The 20183-nt window shown below is 62.0% G+C and carries 16 protein-coding genes; 11 read left to right on the top strand and 5 right to left on the bottom strand.

Annotation, left to right across the window (positions count from 1 at the left end; all coding sequences use genetic code 11):
• Positions 1-105: 105 nt before the first annotated feature.
• Positions 106-537: a hypothetical protein gene (locus ACKTSM_RS07190; protein WP_407873979.1), complete on the bottom strand. Its 432-nt coding sequence runs from the start codon at positions 535-537 to the stop codon at positions 106-108.
• 185 nt (positions 538-722) lie between these two features.
• Here ACKTSM_RS07190 and ACKTSM_RS07185 point away from each other — a divergent pair, with 185 nt between their 5' ends.
• Complete coding sequence (locus ACKTSM_RS07185; protein ID WP_407873978.1) at positions 723-2201, top strand: sensor histidine kinase; 1479 nt, start codon at positions 723-725, stop codon at positions 2199-2201.
• Here ACKTSM_RS07185 and ACKTSM_RS07180 read toward each other — a convergent pair.
• Positions 2198-3730, bottom strand: coding sequence for an oligosaccharide flippase family protein (locus ACKTSM_RS07180; RefSeq protein WP_407873977.1), 1533 nt, complete (start codon positions 3728-3730; stop codon positions 2198-2200). The two genes, ACKTSM_RS07185 and ACKTSM_RS07180, sit on opposite strands and share 4 nt — an antisense overlap.
• 141 nt (positions 3731-3871) lie before the next feature.
• Here ACKTSM_RS07180 and ACKTSM_RS07175 point away from each other — a divergent pair, with 141 nt between their 5' ends.
• The 3 genes from ACKTSM_RS07175 to ACKTSM_RS07165 are packed head-to-tail and all read left to right on the top strand — an operon-like array spanning position 3872 to position 6817.
• Entirely contained in the window at positions 3872-4543 is a 672-nt protein-coding gene (locus ACKTSM_RS07175; protein WP_407873976.1) for a hypothetical protein, read from the top strand.
• Positions 4543-5583 (top strand): GNAT family N-acetyltransferase, encoded by a 1041-nt coding sequence (locus ACKTSM_RS07170; RefSeq protein WP_407873975.1) that lies wholly within the window; start codon positions 4543-4545, stop codon positions 5581-5583. The genes ACKTSM_RS07175 and ACKTSM_RS07170 overlap by 1 nt, the downstream gene beginning before the upstream one ends.
• Positions 5567-6817, top strand: a complete 1251-nt coding sequence (locus tag ACKTSM_RS07165; RefSeq protein ID WP_407873974.1) for an ATP-grasp domain-containing protein — start codon at positions 5567-5569, stop codon at positions 6815-6817. Before ACKTSM_RS07170 ends, ACKTSM_RS07165 begins: the two co-directional genes overlap by 17 nt.
• 24 nt (positions 6818-6841) lie before the next feature.
• Here ACKTSM_RS07165 and ligD read toward each other — a convergent pair whose 3' ends face one another.
• Entirely contained in the window at positions 6842-9376 is a 2535-nt protein-coding gene (ligD, locus tag ACKTSM_RS07160) for a DNA ligase D (protein WP_407873973.1), read from the bottom strand.
• A gap of 1 nt (position 9377) precedes the next feature.
• A complete protein-coding gene (locus ACKTSM_RS07155; RefSeq protein ID WP_407873972.1) occupies positions 9378-10232 on the bottom strand; it encodes a Ku protein in 855 nt (284 codons plus the stop codon).
• Between the two features lie 265 nt (positions 10233-10497).
• Between ACKTSM_RS07155 and ACKTSM_RS07150 the strand changes: the two genes are divergently transcribed.
• From ACKTSM_RS07150 to ACKTSM_RS07120, 7 genes are all read left to right on the top strand, one after another.
• Entirely contained in the window at positions 10498-12528 is a 2031-nt protein-coding gene (locus ACKTSM_RS07150) for a TadE/TadG family type IV pilus assembly protein (RefSeq protein WP_407873971.1), read from the top strand.
• Positions 12525-13127 (top strand): TadE/TadG family type IV pilus assembly protein, encoded by a 603-nt coding sequence (locus tag ACKTSM_RS07145; protein WP_407873970.1) that lies wholly within the window; start codon positions 12525-12527, stop codon positions 13125-13127. The genes ACKTSM_RS07150 and ACKTSM_RS07145 overlap by 4 nt, the downstream gene beginning before the upstream one ends.
• Positions 13127-13792 (top strand): TadE/TadG family type IV pilus assembly protein, encoded by a 666-nt coding sequence (locus ACKTSM_RS07140; protein ID WP_407873969.1) that lies wholly within the window; start codon positions 13127-13129, stop codon positions 13790-13792. The genes ACKTSM_RS07145 and ACKTSM_RS07140 overlap by 1 nt, the downstream gene beginning before the upstream one ends.
• 39 nt (positions 13793-13831) lie before the next feature.
• Positions 13832-14185, top strand: coding sequence for a hypothetical protein (locus ACKTSM_RS07135; RefSeq protein ID WP_407873968.1), 354 nt, complete (start codon positions 13832-13834; stop codon positions 14183-14185).
• Between the two features lie 288 nt (positions 14186-14473).
• Positions 14474-16972, top strand: coding sequence for a GAF domain-containing protein (locus ACKTSM_RS07130; RefSeq protein ID WP_407873967.1), 2499 nt, complete (start codon positions 14474-14476; stop codon positions 16970-16972).
• Complete coding sequence (locus ACKTSM_RS07125; protein ID WP_407873966.1) at positions 16972-17403, top strand: response regulator; 432 nt, start codon at positions 16972-16974, stop codon at positions 17401-17403. The genes ACKTSM_RS07130 and ACKTSM_RS07125 overlap by 1 nt, the downstream gene beginning before the upstream one ends.
• Positions 17404-17561: 158 nt before the next feature.
• Positions 17562-18527, top strand: coding sequence for an endonuclease/exonuclease/phosphatase family protein (locus tag ACKTSM_RS07120; RefSeq protein WP_407873965.1), 966 nt, complete (start codon positions 17562-17564; stop codon positions 18525-18527).
• Positions 18528-18615: 88 nt separating this feature from the next.
• Here the strand turns inward: ACKTSM_RS07120 and ACKTSM_RS07115 are convergent, their stop codons facing one another.
• Positions 18616-20178, bottom strand: coding sequence for a hypothetical protein (locus tag ACKTSM_RS07115; protein WP_407873964.1), 1563 nt, complete (start codon positions 20176-20178; stop codon positions 18616-18618).
• Between the last annotated feature and the right edge of the window lie 5 nt (positions 20179-20183).

The raw sequence follows: 20183 nt of genomic DNA, 5'->3' as shown, positions 1-20183 counted from the left end.
TCCCTCGCGCCCTGCACGGTTCGTCCATTGCTCGGCGCACCGGACGCGCGTTCCATGTCTTGCAAGCCTGCCCGCTCCGGTCAAATTGCAAGGCACCCCGCGCGATCAACTGGCAGGTGACACCATCAGGGTCGACACGAAGAGGAACAGGCTGACCCCAGCGGCAAGACTGGTCGCCAGCCCGACCACACGCGACCGCATCCATCCCGACGCGCCGATGGCAAAGGCCAGCGCGAAGATAGCGCCCGAAAATGCCAGCACCGCCACGATGCGCGAATAATCGAGGCTTTCGGCGTGGATCGCATCGGGCGCGCCCGGATGGGTCGAGATGACGACATCGACGCTCGCTCCTACGGCCGCGATGAACAACCCAGCTGCGCATGCCGAGGCGATGATGGCCAGGCGAGCGGCGCGGCCGGCCTCGGTAAATACCAAGAGGGTGACGAAAAATGTGATCGCGAAACCGCCGAGCACGCTGCTCATGGTGGCGATCTGGCTGGCGATCGCGCCGAGATAGGCCGGGTCGAGCGGGGTCATCGCGCCTCGCAGAAAGGCAGGCCCTGGGCAGCTGTGCAATCGTCAACAGCAAGCTGTCCCCAGCTTTGCAGCCCCGTCGCGGCGCGCACGCGCAAGGCCGGTTTCACGCCGCAAGGTTACCGCGCAATGCGGGTTTGCCAGCGGCTGCGGCATGGATTAGGTTCGATCATTGCTCAGGAGAGCCAATGAACATCATCGAAGCCGTCGAACCTGCCCCGTCGCCCGCAATGCTCAACGCGTTGAGCATTGTCGCGAGAACCGCGCAGGTTGTGGGCGAACCGTTCTTTCCAGTCCTGGCCCGGAATCTGGCAGAGGCTCTGAACCTGCGCTGGGTCCTGATCTGCCGTTTCGACCCGAAAGCACCCGATCTTGCCCGCACCATCGCCTTCTGGGACAACGGACCCGGCGAAAACTTTGTCTACGGGCTAGAGCACACGCCGTGCGCCAAGGTGCGCGACAATTCGGTGTGCTGTTTTGCCGACCAGATCCAGAATCGCTTTCCCAAGGATGAAATGCTCGTCGACATGGGCGCGCAAAGCTATGCCGGGATCCCACTGCGCTCTGCCGATGGTGCGGTCCTTGGCCTGATCGCAGTGCTCGACGAAAACCCGTTCCCCGATCCGCAGGCCGTGACCGACATCCTTCAGCTGTTCTCCGGGCGTGCAGCGGCCGAACTCGAACGCATCACCACAGCCTCACTGAGCGAAAGGCTAGGCAAGATCGTCGAGGCCTCGGTCAGCGAGGCCTATGTCTTCGATGGCGAAAGCTATCAGTTCGAACTGGTCAATCGCGGGGCCCGCAGAAATCTCGGCTACACCATGGAGCAGATGCGCTCGCTAACGCCTTGGGATCTCAAGCCCCAGTACAACCGCGAGGAATTCATCGCGTTCGTGGCGCCTCTGAAACATGGCGAGACCGATGCCCTTCGGTTCGAAACCGTGCACGAACGCGCCGACGGATCGCATTACCCGGTCGCTGTCAGTCTCCAGTATTTTCCCGAGGCAGGCGGCGTGTTTTTCGCCTCAATCACCGACGAGACCGAGCGCAAGAAGCGCGCGGAACACGAGCAATTGTTGCTGCGCGAGGTCAATCACCGCGCCAAGAACATCCTCGCGGTGGTCCAGGTGCTCGCCCGGCAGACCGCCCGGCGCAATCCTGACGACTATATCGACCGCCTCGAAGCGAGGCTGATGGCGCTTTCTGCGAGCCACGACCTTCTGGTCGATCATTCTTGGCAGGATGTTCCCTTCGAAAACCTCATCCGCTCGCAGCTCGGCCACTATCAGCCGCTGATCGGCGAGCGAATCACGCTTGCGGGGCCGTCCCTCAAAGTCAAGGCGAGCGCGGCCCAGACCTTGGGGATGGCCTTGCACGAATTGTCGACCAATGCGGCCAAATACGGCGCGCTTTCGAACGATAGCGGCACGATAGCGATCGCTTGGGACGAAAGCATGGCAGGCGATGAAAAGATGCTCGAGCTTAGCTGGAGCGAGCGCGGCGGCCCCGCGGTCACGCCGCCGGAAAAGACCGGTTTCGGATCGGTTATGATCGAACGGAGCCTGATCGGACAATTCAGCTGCGACGTTGATATCGATTATGCGCAAGAAGGGCTTTCCTGCCGTTTTTGCGCCCCAGCTGACCGGGTGCTTGCCGAAGCAGGCTAATTCTGTCCCTCCCGCGCGCTCACGACGGCTCGGCCCTTCCCGCGCCATATCTGTCTCGCTGTTTTCGACACGAGCGTGCCGGCATTGGCTTCGGCTCCGTCCGGACGCCCGCTGACAAGCCAGATTGCGCCAAGGGCGATGGCGTAGACCGCCGCACCCAGCGCCGCCTGCCCGGTCAGCACCAGGATCGCGGGCGAGGCCGGCGGGGTGAGCGCGGTGATCGAGGCAAACATGATCCCCGCGGCGATGAATGGGCGCGCTGCTGACGATAGAAGGCCAAGCGCCGATGTCTTCTCCGCATGGGCCAGCACCATCAATGCGACGAGCAAGGCTGCGCCATTAGCGACCAGCACGCCGCCTGCGATCTCGATTGCACCGCCGCCCATGCCGAGCGCTGTTAGCATCGCGGCGAGAACGCCGAGCGCCGATGCGATCGCGAACCCGGCGGCCAGACGCGCCTTGCCGCTCGCCTGAAGGCTCGACACGATCAGCTTGAACACCGCGTAAAGCGCGGCAGCCGGGGCGATCAGCGCAAGGAAAGGCGCCGCCTCGATCCATTGTTCGCCCAGCAGGACCCGCACGGCATAGGGCGCGGTCGCGGCAAGGCCGATCCCGAGCGGCGCGGCGATCATCGCATAGGTCGAGAGCATGGCCCGCAGCCGAGCGGGTTCTGCGCCGAGATCCTTACGCGTGCGCGCGGTGGTGACAAAGGTCACGCGGTTGAGCGCGGTGGCGATCTCCTCGGTAAAAATCGAGGAAAGCCCCTTGGAAACCGAGTAGAAGCCCAGCACGCCCATGCTCGCGATCCGTCCGACCACGATGCGTTGGCTTTCGGTGTGGATGACTTGGGCGAGCGAGGCGAGGAACATCCACAAGGACACGCCCAGCATCTCGGCCCTGCGCTTGGTTGAGAAATTCGGGCGGTAGGGATGGACCGCATATGAAGCGAGGCAATGCACCATGCCCTGCATGACTGCGCCGATTACCAGTGCCCAGTAATTGCGCAGGACCAGAGCAGCTGCGATGGTGACGACGAATGTGGTGAGGCGCACGATCAGCCGGAACTTGAGATCGCGCCCGAGTTCGAGATCGCGCTCGAAATCGATGATGCCGATATTGGCGAGGCCGAAGAACACGAACCGGGTCGACAGGACAGCGACCACCAGTGTGAGCGCCGGTTCGGCGTAGAACCACGCCATCACCGGAGCGAGCGCGGTGACCACCAGCGCGAGCACGATCAGGATACCAAGCTGGATCGTCCAGACCGTGTCGTAATGGCTCCGTTCGGGCCGCTCGACCCGCAAGAGCGCTTGCCTCAGGCCGATCGATGCGAACACGTCGACCATCGCCAATGTCGTCATCGCCAGCGCGACAATCCCGAAATCGGCCGGGGTGAGCGTGCGCGCAAGGACGAAGACCGAAACGAGGCCGATGACGCGCATCGACCACGCAATCACGACGGCGATCACGCCGTTGCGATACACCTGGCCATCAGGCGCGGGTGCTGTTGGATCGGTCTTGTCGGTCATCGAAGGCCCATGAACGCATCGCCCCATCAAGCCGGGGCTCGCGCGACCATAGGGGCAATGTGCAAACACTTCGTAAGGATAACGTGCTGTTAGGACTGATCGATTAGTCAGGCGCTAATTCCGTGCGCAAATGAGGGGCTGATGCGACCGACAGCGATCCTGTTTTTCACAGGCCTGGCCATCTATTCGGCCGTGCTGGTGCTGACCGAGGCGGCGACCTCGCAGGATTACGTGCGTCATTATTTCGCCGATATCGACGGCGGCCGGCCTTTCCTCGCGATCAACACCACCTTGAGCACGCTGCTCCTGACGGGCGGCGCAATCCTGCTGGTCTTCGCAGCCACCGCCTCTGGCCAACCGCCCGTCGCGCGACGAACCTGGCTCTTGTGGTCGCAAGCGGGAATGCTCGCCTTCCTTGCTTTCGACGACCGGTTTCAGCTTCAGGAAGCGCTCGCCTACCGGATCGGTGTTGCCGACCATTTCATCATGATTTGCTGGGCCGGGATCGAAGCGGCGCTGATCCTGGCCTTTGCCCGGCGCGATAGCATCCCGGTGCGTGCATTCCTGCTGGTTGCGGCGGGCGCTGGGCTTTTCGCGATCATGATGGTCTTCGATGCGCTGGTCGCTCACGATGCCTTCCTGCGGCTTTCTCTCGAAGAACTCGCCAAGAGCTGGGCAGCCGCTATGTTCTTTGCCGCCTGCTGGGTCATGGCGCGGTTCCACTGCGGCTTTGACCGCGAAGCGCGAACGCTTGCACAGGTGACCGGCAACCTCGCTCCGCTGATGCCCGTTACCTGGCAAAGGCCCGTGTGATGAATGCAGGGCTTCGCGTTTTCGACCGGATCGATCCGGCCATGACCGATGCGGGAACGGCGCTCAGCCGGGCTCGGCAAAGCTCGATGTTTGACCGCGCCGACTGGTTCAGCGTTGCCGCGCGCCACGCAACAGACGGCGATCCGCTCATCATCAGGGGCGAGGAAAATGGATCGCGCTGCTGGCTGTTCCTGGCGCGCAAAGGCGGCTCGGCGACCGCTTTGAGCAATTGGTATTGCCTGCATTATCGCGTGGTTACCGAAGGCGAGAACCCGCCCTATGACCAACTCGCAGAAGGCTTGCGCGCAGCGAAAATCCACCATCTCAGGATCGACCCCATCGATGACGAGGCCGAACTGGCCGCAGCGCTGAAACAGCGCGGATGGCTCGTGCGGCGCGAACAGACCGACGTGTCGTGGCGGGTCGATGTCGAGGGGATGAGCTTCGATGAATTCTGGTCGGGACGCCCGTCACGCCTGCGCAACACGGCCAAGCGCAAGGCACGGAAAGCGAAGCTCGCATGCAAGGTGTTCAACCATCTCGACGCGGCGCTCTGGACCGAGGTGTGCGAGGTGTTCGAAAATAGCTGGAACAATCGCGCGAATTCACCCGATCTCACCCATGACGTCTTCCGCCACGAAGCCGATGCCGGGACCTTGCGACTCGGCATGGCCTACAAGGATGGCCGCCCGGTCGCAGCCCAGGTCTGGACGATCGAGCATGGCGTCGCGATCATTCACCTGCTGTCCTATCGCGAGGATGTCAGCAAGCTGGGTGCAGGCACGATCCTGACGCGGCACATGTTCGAGCACGTCCTCGACAACGAGGATGTGCGCACAATCGATTTCGGGATCGGCGATCACGCTTACAAGCGCGAATGGATGTCCTATCGCGTCCCGCTTCATACCCTGTCCGCCTATTACGCGCTGAGCCTGCCGGGTCTCGTCGCGATAGCCGGGATGGTCTTGCGCAAGCTTTCAGGCCTCCTTGGCCGCGGCGGCGCGCCCAAGGAAACGCGGCGGCATGCGCGCCGTTCGTGAAGCGCCATTGGACGCTTCCATCGCCGCGACTTGCCCACACGAGGCAAACGGGCCGCGCGCGCTCGTTCTTGCCGATGATATCGGGGTGTTCCTCTCGATTGCGCGCTCGCTTGGTCGTGCGGGGATAGCGGTCGATGTCGCGACCTGCTCGGCCGAATACCCGGGCCTTGCCTCGCGCCATATCGACAGCGTCCATCTCCTTCCTGGATTTCTTGATATGCCTGGCGCCTGGAAAGACGCGCTAAGAGCGCTCTGCCGGGAGCGCGGTTACGATCTCATCTTCGCGACCAATGACAGCAATCTCGATATGCTCGCCACGAGCGAGAACGCTCTTCCCCACGCGCGGCTGGCGATCGCCAATCGCGAAGCGCTCGCGGCCTTCGCCGACAAGGCGAGCACCAGGGTGCTGGCGCGCGAATACGGCGTGCCCACCGCGGACGGGATCGAAGCGGCTGCTTGGAGCGATCCTGCCCCGCTATGCGAGAGCCGCGGCTTCCCGCTGGTCATAAAGCCCGCCCGCCCTTTCCTTGCCGGGAGCGGCGAGGCCAAGCGCATGGCGCGGATCGCGCGCGATCAACGCGCCTTGCAACGCGCCCTCGCCGACTTCGCGGGGCGCGACATCGTCATCGAGGAATTTTTCGAAGGCGACGGCGTGGGCCTCTCGGTCCTCGCGGATCGCGGCGATATCCTCGCCGCCTGGCAGCATCGGCGGCTGGCGCAGGCGAGCGAGACCGGGCGCAGTTCGCGGCGGGTCGGCGAACCGCCCGACGCAGCCTTGCTTCAAGATGTGCGCAAGCTGGCCAGCGCCACCGTGCTCACCGGACCTGCCATGTTCGAATTTCGCCATGACCGGCCCAGCGGCAGGCACGTCCTGATCGAGGTCAATCCGCGCTATTGGGGCTCGCTTGCCCTGGCGTTGGCAGCGGGCGCCGATTTTCCGCTCTGGCACTGGCGCCTTCTCCATGGCGAGGCCGTTGGCGCGGCAGGATCGCCGATCAGCTTCCCGATCACCAAGACGAGCCTGACAGCGGAGTTCGACCGGATTTCCGACCTGCCAGCGGAGGGCTTCGGGTGGCTGACACGGGCGCTGGCACTCGCCGGTCTGATGGCAGCCGCATTGATCTTCCCGCAGCGCTTCGATGGCTGGACGAGCGACGACCCCGCGCCGCACCGCGCCGAATTGCGCGCGCTGGTCTCGCGCCTATGGAGCGCAGTCCAAAGGCGCCTGGCGTGATGCTAGCGCCTGAAATCCGGGCGCTCAGATATCGGGCAGGCGCTGCTCGGCAAAACCCCAGCCCGAGAGCGTCTTGCTGCCCGCGCGCCTGACGAGCTGGTCGGCGTCATCGATGCTGAACAGCTTGGCGTTTTCAAGCCCTTTCAACTCGTTCCAGCCGATCGGCACCGCGACGGGCGCACGGCTGCGGGCGCGCGCCGAATAGGGCAGCACCGCGGTCGCCCCGCGCTGGTTGCGAAGCCAGTCGATGAAGATCTTGCCCTTGCGCTTGGCCTTGCTCATCGTCGCGGTGAAGCGGTCGGGCTCGGCAATGCTGAGCGCCTCTGCAAAGCGACGCGCGAAGTCCTTGTGCGCCTCCCAGTCGTGGCCCGGGGTCAGGGGCACGACGACATGCACACCCTTCCCGCCCGACAGCATCGCAAAACTGACGAGCCCGATATCGGCCAGCCGCGCCCTGAGGTCTCGCGCGGCCGATTTGACATCGCCGAAATCCAGCCCTTCATCGGGGTCGAGGTCGAATATCATCCGGTCAGGCGCTTCGACATCATCGCTGCGCGAGGCCCAGCCATGAAACTCGATCGTCCCCATCTGCACGCATTGAAGGATGCCGCGTGCGTCGTCCACGAAGAGATAGTCCTCGCTCCCGCCGTCCTTTTCGCGGATCGGCAGCTGGTGAACCGCATCGCCGAAAGCGCCGCTGTCGTGCTTCTGGAAAAAGCATTTCTTCGCGCGGCCCTGCGGACAGCGCACGAGGCTGACCGGGCGGTGCCCGGCAAAGGGCAGCATGATGGCAGCAACCTCCTCGTAATAATCGGCCAATTCGCCCTTGGTCTGGCCGCTGTCGGGGAAGATCACCCGCTCGCGGCTCGAAATCTTGACCGCCGCAGAGCTCTTGGGCGCCTTCGCCGCTTTCTCGGGCCTCACTGATCTGGCTGGCTTGTCACTGCGCAGGCCCAGATAGCTGCCGTGGCGCACGTTCCCCTCGCCTGTAAACTCGGCAAAGGCGATCTCGGCGACCAGTTTGGGCGTCACCCAGCTCACCCCGCGCGCCTTGGCCTTGGGCACATCGAGCGGCGGGGTCTTGCGTTCGATCCGCTTGAGCTTGGGCGCCAGAGCGTCGAGGTCGTCGCTCGAGAAACCGGTCCCGACATTGCCCTTGTAAACCAGCTCGTCTCCCTCGTTCTGTGCGAGGAGCAGCGAGGAAAAGGGGCGTCCCTTCGCGGTGCTCCTTTTCCAGCCGACGATGACGAATTCCTGTCGCCGCGTGCACTTGACCTTGACCCAAGCCTTGCTGCGCGCATGGCGATAAGGCGCGTCGATCTTCTTTGCGATGATCCCTTCCTGGCCTGCCGCGCACATCGCTTCGTAAAGCTTTTCGCCCGCCCCGATGACGTGATCGGCAACTTGGATCGGCGGCTCGGCAGTGGCGAGCAGCGCCTCGAGCCGTTCCTTGCGCTCGATATTGGGCAGGCTGGCGAGGTCCTCGCCGCCCAGTTCAATAAGGTCGAAGGCGTGGAAGGAAAGCTTGTCGGCTTTCGATTGCGAACCGTAGCCGCGTTTCAGGACCTTTTGCAGGGTCGAGAAATCGGGATTGCCATCTGCATCATGCGCGGTAATTTCGCCATCGATCAGGCAGGAGGGAAGCTTGAGCGCGGCAATGGCATCGACGAGCGGGCCGAACTTGTCGGTCCAGTCCTTGCCGCTGCGGGTATAGACGCGCACCTTGTCGCCCTTGGCCGCGACCATGGCGCGATAGCCGTCGAACTTGATCTCGTGCATCCAGCGATTGCCGGTCGGAACGTCGTCGACAAGCGTTGCGAGTTGCGGCTTGCGAAACCCGGGCAATGGCGCGTTCTTGCGGCGCTTTGGTTTCTTTTGCGACTTGGCCGCATTGCGCGCCGAGGCCTTTTCCATCTGCGCGAGGAATGCCTCCTCGTCGCGCCCTTCGAGCGAATATTCGCCTTTGCGGTCAGCTGCGATCTCGGCCATGGATCGGCCGGTAAGGATCGAGGTCAGTTCGCGCTCGACCAGCACGTCGCCAGTTTGCGCGTGGTCATCCTTGAGCTTGCGCAAGAGCCAGTTCTCTCGTTTCTCGCCGGGTTTTTTCTTGAGCCGGACGAGCAGCCACTCGCCCTTCATCCGCTCGCCTTCGAGACAGAAATGGAGGTGCCCGTCTTCAAGATCGTCAGCGCTCTTGCCCTCGATCGGCGCCCAGCTGCCACGGTCCCACATCATCACCGTGCCGCCGCCATATTCGCCCTTGGGAATGGTGCCCTCGAACCCGGCATAGGACATCGGGTGGTCTTCGGTGCGCACGGCCAGCCGCTTGATATCGGGATCGGGCGATGGGCCCTTGGTCACCGCCCAGCTCTTCAGCACCCCGTCGACCTCCAGCCTCAAGTCCCAGTGCAGCCGGGTCGCATCGTGTTTCTGGACGATGAAGAGATCGCCGCTTTTGCTCGGCGCGCGCTTGCCCGCAGGTTCGGGAGTCCTGTCGAAATCGCGCTTGGCATTGTAGGCGGCGAGCGGGTCGGCAGGCGCTTTCCTTTTGCGCGCCATGTCACGAACTCTTGCGGCGCTTGGTCGTGGTCTTTGCCGAAGACTTCTTTGCGCTCTTGCCCTTTGCCTTGTCACCGACCGATTTCTTGAGCGCAGCCATCAGGTCGATCACGTTGTCGCCCGAAGCGGTCGGCGCATCGTCATCCTCGATGATCGCCTTGTTGCTCTTTGACTTCGCCTTCTTGTCGATCAGCTTGCGCAGCGCATCGACATAACGGTCCTCGAATTCGGAGGCGTTGAAGGGCGCGCTCTTATCCTCGATCAGCGTGGTGGCAAGGTCGAGCAGTTCCTTCTTCGGCTTGCCCTCGTCGATCTCGGAAAAGAACGCCTGCCCCTGCCGCACCTCGTCGGCATAGCGCAATGTTTCGAGCAGCAGGCCCTTGCCGCAAGGCTTGAGCGCAACCAGCTTTTCCGAGCCGCGCACCGATAGCTGGCCCAGCGCCACCTTCTTTGACTTGCGCAGCGCCTCGCGCAGGACGACGAAGGCTTCCTCGGCCAGGTCGTCCTTGGGGGCGACATAATACGGTTTCTCGAAATAGAGCGGGTCGATCTCGCAGAAATCGACGAATTGGACCAGTTCGAGCGTCTTGCGGCTCTCGATCTTGACCGCCTCGATCTCCTCGTTGTCGAGCAGGACATATTCGCCCTTGGAAATCTCGTAGCCCTTGATGATTTCGTCGCGATCGACCGGGCCGATCCCGGGCACGACCTTTTCGTAGGAGATGCGCTTGCCGCTGGGTTCGTGGATCTGGTTGAACCGGATCTTCGCGCCCGACTTGGTCGCCGAAAAGACCTCGACCGGGATCGAGACCAGGGCGAGCCTGATCTGACCCTGCCAGTATGCGCGTGCTGCCATGTGCAAAACCTCCAACTGCACAAAACAGCGCATGAACGCGGCAAAGGTTTCGCAAACCACCGCGCTGAGCGGGGCCAAAACGCCGATCGCTGTCGCTCGTCGGGGCCTGAGACGGGCCTGCGCACGCTCTCTGACACCCCTCGATTCCCCCGATGGAAGGGCCTCGCGCTTTATCCGAATGTTAAGAACTCCTTGCGATTACCCGTCCAATGAACCGCACTTTTTTCAAGTGGGGCGCATTGTCACTTCGCAGGGAAAATGACGCATGACGCTGAAATCGCAGCCTGAAATTCACCGGCGCGCACCGGGTCTGCCCGGAAACGCGGATTCGTCCCTCTGGGTCGATGAGTCCGGCAGCCTGTTGCCGATCGCAGCAATGGGTTTCCTCGTTCTTGCCGCGATCGTCGGCGGCGGGGTCGATCTGAGCCGTGCCTCGAAAGCCGAAAACCGGCTCCAGGCCGCGTGCGATGCGGGCGTTCTTGCAGGCCGCCGCGCGGTCTACATGAACGGGTTCGACGACGATGCGCAGGCCGAAGCCAATCGCTATTTCCTGAACAATTTCGAAGCGACCAGCCACGGCGCGTCCTCGGTCAGCTTCACGCCTTCCTCGAACGACAACGGCAACACGGTCGCTGCCAGCGCCCAGGCCGATGTCGAGACGACTATCATGAAAGCCTTTGGCTTCGACACCATCCCGATCACGGTGACCTGTTCGGCATCGATGGGCGTTGGCAATAGCGACGTGACCATGGTGCTCGACACCACCGGTTCGATGGGCTGGCGACTGACCTCTGGCGGCCCCACGAAGCTGTCGATGCTTCAGGACGCGATGAAGAATTTCTACGACACCGTGGCATCGTCCACCGCTGGGGGCAGCGCGCGGATCCGGTATGCATTCGTACCCTATTCCTCGACGGTGAATGTCGGCCAGCTGCTCTACAATGCCAATCCGGCCTGGCTCGTCGACAGCATGGACATACAGAGCCGCGTCGCGGTCTTCGGAACCGAGACAACGCAAGGCGATTTCGAAGGCTGGGACGATCCGACATATTCGAGCTCGAGCGGTCGCAGTTCGAGCCGCCTCGTCGACCAGGGAGTCTATGACAGCACCCAGCATTCCAGCCGCGGGGCGTGCAACCGGTCAAAGCCTAGCAATACAAGCTGGACCAATACCGGCTCCGCATCCTCCGAGAGCGAAACCAGCATCAACGAGGAAGGCCAGCAGGTCACCACAACTACCACGACCCAGACCCAGACCCGCACCCGCTATACCTGCGTGCGGCTGACGCGCCGCGAGGGCGGCCGGCGCATTCGCTATTTCGCGGTCTATTTCTACGAATACGAGCGGGACGAGTACGAATACGAATACGAAACCCGCGATCCGATCTACGAAGAAGAAACAGTGTCGGTTTTCGACCACTACGCGTTCCGCCAGGAAAATTACGACACCAGCGCCTACAAGACCTTTGCCGCGACTACGACACCGACCGGCGACGAAGGTGCCGACCAGACCTCGACCTGGGAAGGCTGCATCGAGGAGCGCGCTACCACCCCGGCTGACAGCTTCACCTTCACTGCGGGCAGCGGGATCACACCGGCGGCCGCGATCGATCTCGATATCGACAGCGTTCCGACGACCGATGACGATACCAAGTGGCGTCCGCTCTGGCCCGAGCTTGCTTATTACCGCACCGCCTGGGTCAGCACCCGTCGCGGCGGTTACTGGGACCTCACCGACGAGGACGAGACACGCAACGGGGGCAAGGCCTATTCGTTCTGTCCGCAAAGCGCGCGGCTGCTCGCGGAGATGTCGGAAACGGCGTTCGACAATTACACGGATTCGCTGCGCGCCGAAGGCAACACCTATCACGATCTCGGCATTCTCTGGGGCGCAAGGCTGAGCTCGCCGCAAGGCATCTTTGCCAGTAATGTCAACGTCGCCCCGCCCAATGGCGGCAATGTCGCCCGACACCTGATCTTCATGACCGATGGCCAAATGCAGCCGAATATCGCGGTGCAGACGGCCTATGGCATCGAATATCACGACAAGCGCGTGACCGGCGATGGTTCGGACAATCACACCGAACGCCACAACAGCCGTTTTGCGGCGCTGTGCGAGGCGGTGAAAGCCAAGGGCATTCGCCTGTGGGTGATCGCCTTTGCCACCGGTCTCAGCGACGCCATGAGCGAATGCGCCTCTGACAGCAGCGCCTTCACCGCGGACAACGCCTCCGAACTCAACGAGGCTTTCCAGGAAATCGCCAACGAAGTCGGCGAATTGCGGATCACCCAATGATGAAGCGAACCAAACTCAATCGCCTGGCGCGGCGGATCCGCGGCAACGAGGACGGGATGACCGTCGTCGAATTTGCCCTGATCGCGCCCACCTTCCTGCTCCTGATGATGGGCACTTTCGACATGGGCCACATGGTCTATGCCAATGCGGTCCTCAACGGCGCGGTGCAGACCGCTGCGCGTGACGCATCGCTAGAAGGCGGCGACACCAAGGCAGCCGACGATATGGTGATGGACCGGATCGACGGGATCATGCCGGGCGTGAAGCTCAAGACGAACCGGCGCAGCTATTACGATTTCGCCGATATCGAGCGCGCCGAACAGTGGAACGATTCCGACGACAACGGCATCTGCAATGACGGCGAGGCCTATACCGACGAGAACGGCAACGGCCAATGGGACGAGGATATCGGTGTCGAAGGCAATGGCGGCGCCAACGACGTTGTCATCTACACCGTCGAGGCCAAATACGAGCCGGTCTTCAACGTCCCCTTCATGCCAAAGCAGTGGAAGGAGCGCACCTTGCAATCCTCGGCGGTCAAGAAGAACCAGCCCTTCGCCAACCAATCGAGCTATTCATCGACAGCAGGGACATGCTGATGCCCACGATACCATTCGTTCGCAAACTTGCCGCGCGTCTGCGCAGGGACACGAGCGCAGTCTCGACCATCGAGTTCGGCTTCATGCTTCCCCTGTTCATTACCATGGGCATGACTGGGACCGAGCTTGCCTACATGGCGACGGTCAACATGCAGGTGAGCCAGGTCGCGACTTCGCTTGCCGATAACGCTTCGCGGCTGGGCCAGACCGACAACAGCGCGGTGACCCCGACCGTGACCGAGGCCGATATCGATTCGATCATGGAAGGTGCGTTGCGGCAGGGCCGGTCCTTCGGACTTGGCGAGAACGGGCGGATCATCCTGTCGAGCCTCGAATATCACAACACCACCGGACGGCAGTATTTCCACTGGCAAAGGTGCCGCGGCGATCTGGCGCGCAGCTCGGCCTATGGCGACGAGGACCAGAACAACGGGCTTGGCTCGCATCGCATCTACGGCGTGGGCTCCGCCACAAACCGGATCACTGCCGATGAAGGTTCGGCCGTGATGGTTGCCGAAATCGTCTATGATTACGAAGGCATCATCACCGGCGCGATCGGTCGCAATGTCCAGTTCCGGCAGGAAGCCATCTTCCTTATCCGCGACGACCGCAATCTCGAACCCGGGGTCACCGGCGACGACAGCCAGTCGCTTTGCGACGCGTGATCGCGCTGCCCTGCAAGGCCTGAAGGAGAGCCAAGCCCCATGGACAAGCGTATTGCCATCATGATCGCGGTCATGGTCCTCTTCACCATCCCGCTTGCAGTCGGCGAAGGGGGACCGCTCGACGGTATCAGCAAATCAGGGTCGATGGCGAACGACGATCACGTCGAAAAGGAAAGTGCGCCCCCGGCCCCGCCCCCGCAACAGGCCAGCGCTCCCGATCCCGGCTTCGCCGAACCCGATCCCGGTTTCGGAACGTTCGACTGGGCCGAACCCGATGGCTTTGCCGAGGTCACCGTGCCGTCAGCCCCGCGGCCGCGGCGCGCACCTCCCTCGCGCTCTGCCCCTCCAGGCACCGGCGAACTAAGCGCAGAACGGTTGAACCTCGAGATCTGATCGCCGCTGCACACGCATTGCAGCTGTCTGGGCCGAATTTAACGATCTCGCCCGATCAGGCAGCGCCACGCAACCAAAATCCACACCGGGTCTCGGCCCGGCAACCAATTGCGCAATTTGATATTTCAGGCCCGGGAACCAGCTTCCCGCGGCCCGTTCCTACGCGCCTTTCCTCCTGTATAAGTTTTTGGGAAACAAACAGCTTTCTCGTGCGTTCTATCGCGCACGATAGCCCATCCCGGCTGTCGTTCGGGATCACGAGGGACGTTAATTTTCATGGGTCAACAATTGGATGCAGATCCCAGGCTGGCAGTCGATCCGCAGAGATTGGCCAGCCTGTTCGAGCAAGCGCCGGGTTTCATGGCTGTTTTGCGCGGCAGCGATCATGTCTTCGAGCTTGCCAATCCCACGTTTTGCGAACTGGTCGGCAAGAATGACCTGATCGGAAAAAGTTTCGCCGCAGTGGCTCCCCACGCCACGGGCCGCAGGTTGCTGGGCCTTTTAAACCAGGTCTACCGGTCGGGCGACGCCCATATCGCCAAGGCAGAGGAGATGCGGCTCCAGGACCGCGAAGGCGCCGTATTTCTCGACTACGTGTTCCAGCCGATCAAGGACGAGACCGGCCGGGTCACTGGCATCTTCATCCAAGGCAACGATGTCACTGCCCGCGCCCGGGCCGAACGGTTTCAGGCCACCCAGAGCAGGCTGCTCGAATCCGCCTTCGAGGACAGGAGCCTCCCCGAGCTTCTCGAAATGCTCATCCTCGCGGTCGAGGAGCAGGCCGAGACCGAGGTGCTGGGTTCGATTCTTCTTTTTGACGAGGAACGCGAGCGGTTGCACCACGGTGCAGGCCCCAACCTTCCCGACGCTTATAACGAGGAGATCGACGGTATCGCGGTCGGTCCGCAAGTGGGTTCGTGCGGCACCGCGGCCTTCACGCGTCAGCCGGTCTATGTCACCGACATCCGCACCGATCCCAAATGGGCCGACTTCAAGGACCTTGCCCTCGAACATGGCCTGCTTTCGTGCTGGTCACTGCCGATCATTTCTTCGACCGGCAACGTGCTGGGCACTTTCGCGATGTATCATCGTCAGCCCCGCGCACCAGTTGACGCCGACATCGAACTGGTCGAATTCGTCATCCGCACTGCGGCTGTGATCATCGAGCGCAAGCAAGCGGAAATGGCCCTCGAGGAAGAGCGCCAGACACTCGAAATGCTCAATCAGACCGGCGAAGTGATCGCAGGCGAGCTCGATCTGGAACAGGTGGTCCAGCAGGTCACCGATGCCGCGGTCAAACTGATTGGCGCCGAGTTCGGGGCGTTCTTCTACAACACCGTGCAACAAGACGGCGCGTCCTATATGCTCTACACGCTTTCCGGCGTCGAAAGAGAAGCGTTCGAACGCTTTCCCATGCCTCGCAAGACAGAGGTATTCGCACCAACCTTCGATGGCACGGTCGTCGTGCGATCGGACGATATTACTGCCGATCCGCGCTATGGCCGCAATGACCCGCACAAGGGCATGCCCGAAGGCCACCTGCCGGTAACCAGCTATCTCGCGGTGCCGGTGAAATCGCGCTCGGGCGAGGTGATCGGAGGACTGTTCTTCGGCCATTCGGACAAGGGCCAGTTTACCGAGCGCCACGAACATCTCATCCTCGGCATCGCCGCCCAGGCCGCGATCGCGATCGACAATGCGCGGCTTTACCAGGCGGCCCAGGCCGAGATCCAGGAACGCAAACAGACCGAGGACGCGCTGCGCGAAGTCAGTCGGCGGTTCGATGCGGTGCTCAACAACACCCGCATGGCGGTGTTCCTGATGGATGAACGGCAGTTCTGCGTTTACGCGAATGCCGCGGCCGAAGAGCTTACCGGCTTCGCCTTCGAGGAATTGCAGGGCAAGGCCTTGCATGATGTCATTCACCACACCCGGCCAGACGGATCGCACTACCCGCTCGAGGAATGTCCGATCGACCGGGCCTTCCCAGAAAACGCGCAGACCGAAGGCGAGGAGGTCTTCGTCCACCGCGATGGATCGTTCTACCCGGTCCACTTCACCGCCTCCCCGATCCGCGATGAAGCCTCGAACACGATCGGAACCATCATCGAGGTACGCAATATCGCCGATGAACGGGAGCGCGCCTCCGAACTTGCCGAAGCGTTGAAGGCCAAGGATATCCTGCTGCACGAGGTCAATCACCGCGTGAAGAACAGCCTCCAGGTGGTGACCTCGCTGCTGACGCTGCAAGCGCGCAAGGCCGAGGACGAAAACCTCGTCAACAGCCTTCAGGAAGCGCGCAACCGCGTGGCGGTGATTGCTGCCATGCACCAGAGGCTTTATTCGACCAGCGATCACGACCATGTCGATTTCGGCGACTACCTTGCAGACCTTGCCGACGAAGCCATGCAATCGATGGGTTCGGGCGACCGCATCAAGTTGCACGCCGCGATTGATCGGGGAATCGTGATGAACCTGCGACAGGCCGTTCCGCTGGCGCTTGTGGTCAGCGAACTGATCACCAATGCTATCAAATATGCCTATCCCGACGATGCAGCGGGCGAGGTATTCGTCGGGCTCGACGACAGGGGCGACCATGTCGCGATTTGCATCCACGACGAGGGTGTCGGCCTGCCCGACGGATTCGATCCCTCGCAATCGGCCGGTCTAGGCATGAAGATCGTTACCTCGCTCCTTCGCCAGGTGCGAGGCGAATTCTCGCTTCCCGAAACATCGAGGGGAGCGCGGTTCGATATCAAGATACCGGTTGATCAGGAGGACGATTGATGGCTCCCCCCTCCCAGCCATCTGATAACAAACGCGGGCTAAGCGTGTTGATCGTCGAGGACGAGGCGCTCGTCGCGATGGACCTCGAATTCATGCTCGAGGATACCGGCCATGCGGCGATCGCTCTGGCCGACAGTCTCGAGACGGCGATCAAGGCGGTCGAAGCGGAACGGCCCGATATCGCTCTTGTCGATATCCAGCTGGCTTTCGGAGAGAGCGGCCTCGAAGTCGCCAAGGAACTGACCGAGCGCGGCATCCCAGTCTTGTTCTCGACCGGCAATTGCCCCGGCGAGGCAGGACGACCGCTGGCGATGGGCTGCATGCACAAACCGATCGTCGAACGCAGCCTGCGCGCAGCGCTAAAGGCGGCCGAGGCAAGGATCGAGGGCCGCGAGGTTTCGAGGCTGCCATCCTCGGTGCATTTCTACTGAGGGGCTTGGGCCGCCTGACAGGATTCCCCGCGCCCTGCTTGACCGGTGGAGTTCGGCAAGCTGGCAAATGATGCAGGTGGCGTACGTCGCTCGCCAACTTGGGCTTTCAGGAACGATCACCGCCCTTTCTCGCTGTTCCAGCAACAGGGGAAAAACGCATGAGTTTATTTTCGAAAATTCTGCTCGCCTTCGCGGCTCTCATTCTCGGCCTCATGCTGATCTCGCTTATCCCCAGCGATATGTGGCTCGTGCGCACGATCGACCTCGTCCGCGAACCTTTGTCCTACCTCGCCTTGCTGCTGCTTGTGATATCGCTGATCGCAGGCAGTTCGCTTCGCTGGGTCACAGCGGCGATGCTGACCCTCGCGCTCGCGATCAACGTCTATCGGGTCTGGCCCTATATGCCGGTCGCAGTTACCGAGATCGCGCTTGCGGAAAATGGGGCGAGCAACGACCGCTGCTTCACCGCGGTCTCAGCCAACGTCAAGGTCAAGAACTCGGATTACGACCGCTTAATCGACCAATTGCGGCGTTACGATCCAGATGTCGTGTTCCTGATGGAAACCGACCAGGCCTGGGTCAGAGAGCTCGAGGGGTTCCTTGCGCAATACCCGCATGTCGATCGGCATCCTCAGCCCGAGGCATTCGGACTGGTCTTCGCAAGCCGGATCCCGGTCGCAAAGTCGAACATCGTCGAAAACACTCACCGCGACACGCCCACGCTTTATGCGACGCTGCAACCTGCAAACGGCGCGCAGGTCGAATTCATCGGCTTGCACCCCAAGCCGCCGCTACCCGGATGGGACACCGATCTTCGCGACCAGAACATTGTCAATGCCGGGGTGCAAACCCCTGATCGCCTGCCCGACGCCATCGTAATGGGCGATTTCAACGATGTCCCCTGGTCGCGCACCACGACCCAGTTTCGCGAGCAGGGCGACTGGCGCGACCCCAGGGTGGGCCGCGGCACGTACCCGACCTTCCCCTCCGACCTCCTGATGCTGGGCTGGCCGCTCGACCAGATCATGGTGAAGGGCCGGCTCGAACTCGATGCCTTCGAGGTCATGCCGGCAAACGGGTCCGATCACCGCGCCGTCTGGGCGCGGCTCTGTGCGAGCGGCTGAAGCAGCTTTCAGAACGACCCGAAAAGAAACCGGAGCGCGAGCCCCCCGCCTCGCGCTCCGCCGTTCCCGTAGGGACTTTGCCCAGGGGTCAGGGAACGGGAACACCGCCTTGAGAGACAGTGGCGCTGTTGAACGAGCCGGTCTGGTTGACGACAGAAACCTGGCCCGCACCGACCTGCGTGACGAGCGCGGTCAGCTGGTCGCCTGTCTGGAGGATCGTGCTTTCAAGCTCGCTGCCATCCTGTTCGAGCCTAGCAGTGGACTGTGTCGTGGTTTGCTCGATTGCCGAAACATTGTCCGCTCCCTTCTGGGTCGTCCAGGCCTCGCTTGCGGCACTGTCGGCATTCTGGATGGTCACCGCGCGGTGGCGCTCGCCTTCCTGCCCGATATAGGCATAGGCCACCGAAGCGATCTGCGTGATCGAGGCATTGCTGTTGGCTCCATCTTGCGAGACGAAGGCCTTTGCGGGCCTTTCTGCACCCAAGTAAGAATTACTGTCCGGATAAGGATAGTCGCCGCTCCAGCCTGGGTTCTGATCGATTTGTGCAACCTGTCCTTCGCCGGTTTGCAAGATCTGCGTCTCGCCGAAATCGGCATCCTGATTGATTACAGCGTCGTTGCGCATGCCTTCCTGGCGGATGAAGGTCCGCAATTCCCAGCCCCGTTGACTGACTTGCAAGCGGTGTTCCGATCCCGTCTGCTCCAGTTGCGCACTCGTGTATCCCGCAGATTGGTCGGCCCTCGCCAAATTGTCCGATCCGGTTTGCACCAAGATTAAGTCCTGCCCTTTGCCTGACGGAAGTATCTGGGTAAGTTCGGCGCGGTTCCGGTCGCCAAGCTGCTCCGCATCGACCAACGCCCGCTCGCCAGTTTGGTCGACAGTAAGATGGTTTTGATCTCCCTCCTGGTAGCCGGACACGTTGAGACGATGGCCGTTCTGGGTGAGGTCGGCAAAGTTGTCATCGCCGGTTTGCGTGCTGCGTACTTGCGAGTATGCCAAGTGCGATTCAGCCGTTGCATCCTGCAGGATTTCAGTGTGGTTGTTCGCACCCGTCTGAATAACCTGCGCCCAGCCCGATTCCCCTGACTGCGTGATAAAAGCCTTTCCGAAATAGGACGAAATCTGGAGAACCTGCGCGCTGTCGGAATCTCCCGTTTGTACGAGCTCAACCTCGTTGTCGTCGCCAACTTGATAGATGTGCCGAAAAGGCAACCACCCGCCGCCGCGGAATGCCCAAGCCACTATCGGAGATTCCACCTTGTCATCGAGGAAAGCGCGCGCCTGGTTCCGCTCCCCGGTCTGCTCGGCAACAAGGTGAGGAAATTGACCATGGGGCCAGTCGGCAAGGGTATTATGGAAGGCAACAACAGCATTGTCGTTGCCGATCTGGCTCACCTCGATCACGCCCCGGTTACCGTTGGCAGATTGTAACACGGTCGAGGAATTGCGGTCGCCTTCCTGCAGGATCGTGGCAATCTGCTCATTGCCAGCCTGCTCGATCGTCGAAACGTTAGCCGAACCGATCTGATCGATCGTGATCGTGCCGTCCTCACCGGTCTGGTCAACGGTGCTCTGATTGTCCTGAGCCGCAGCGCTTGCGGCAATCGCGACAGCCGCCGCGAATGTTCCTGCCTTGCATACCGTCTTCATGGTCT

This window comes from Qipengyuania nanhaisediminis, from assembly GCF_045862805.1.
Taxonomy (GTDB): domain Bacteria; phylum Pseudomonadota; class Alphaproteobacteria; order Sphingomonadales; family Sphingomonadaceae; genus Erythrobacter; species Erythrobacter nanhaisediminis_A.
The sequence above is the reverse complement of the archived record's forward strand: the minus strand, read 5'-3'. Positions and strand labels throughout refer to the sequence as shown.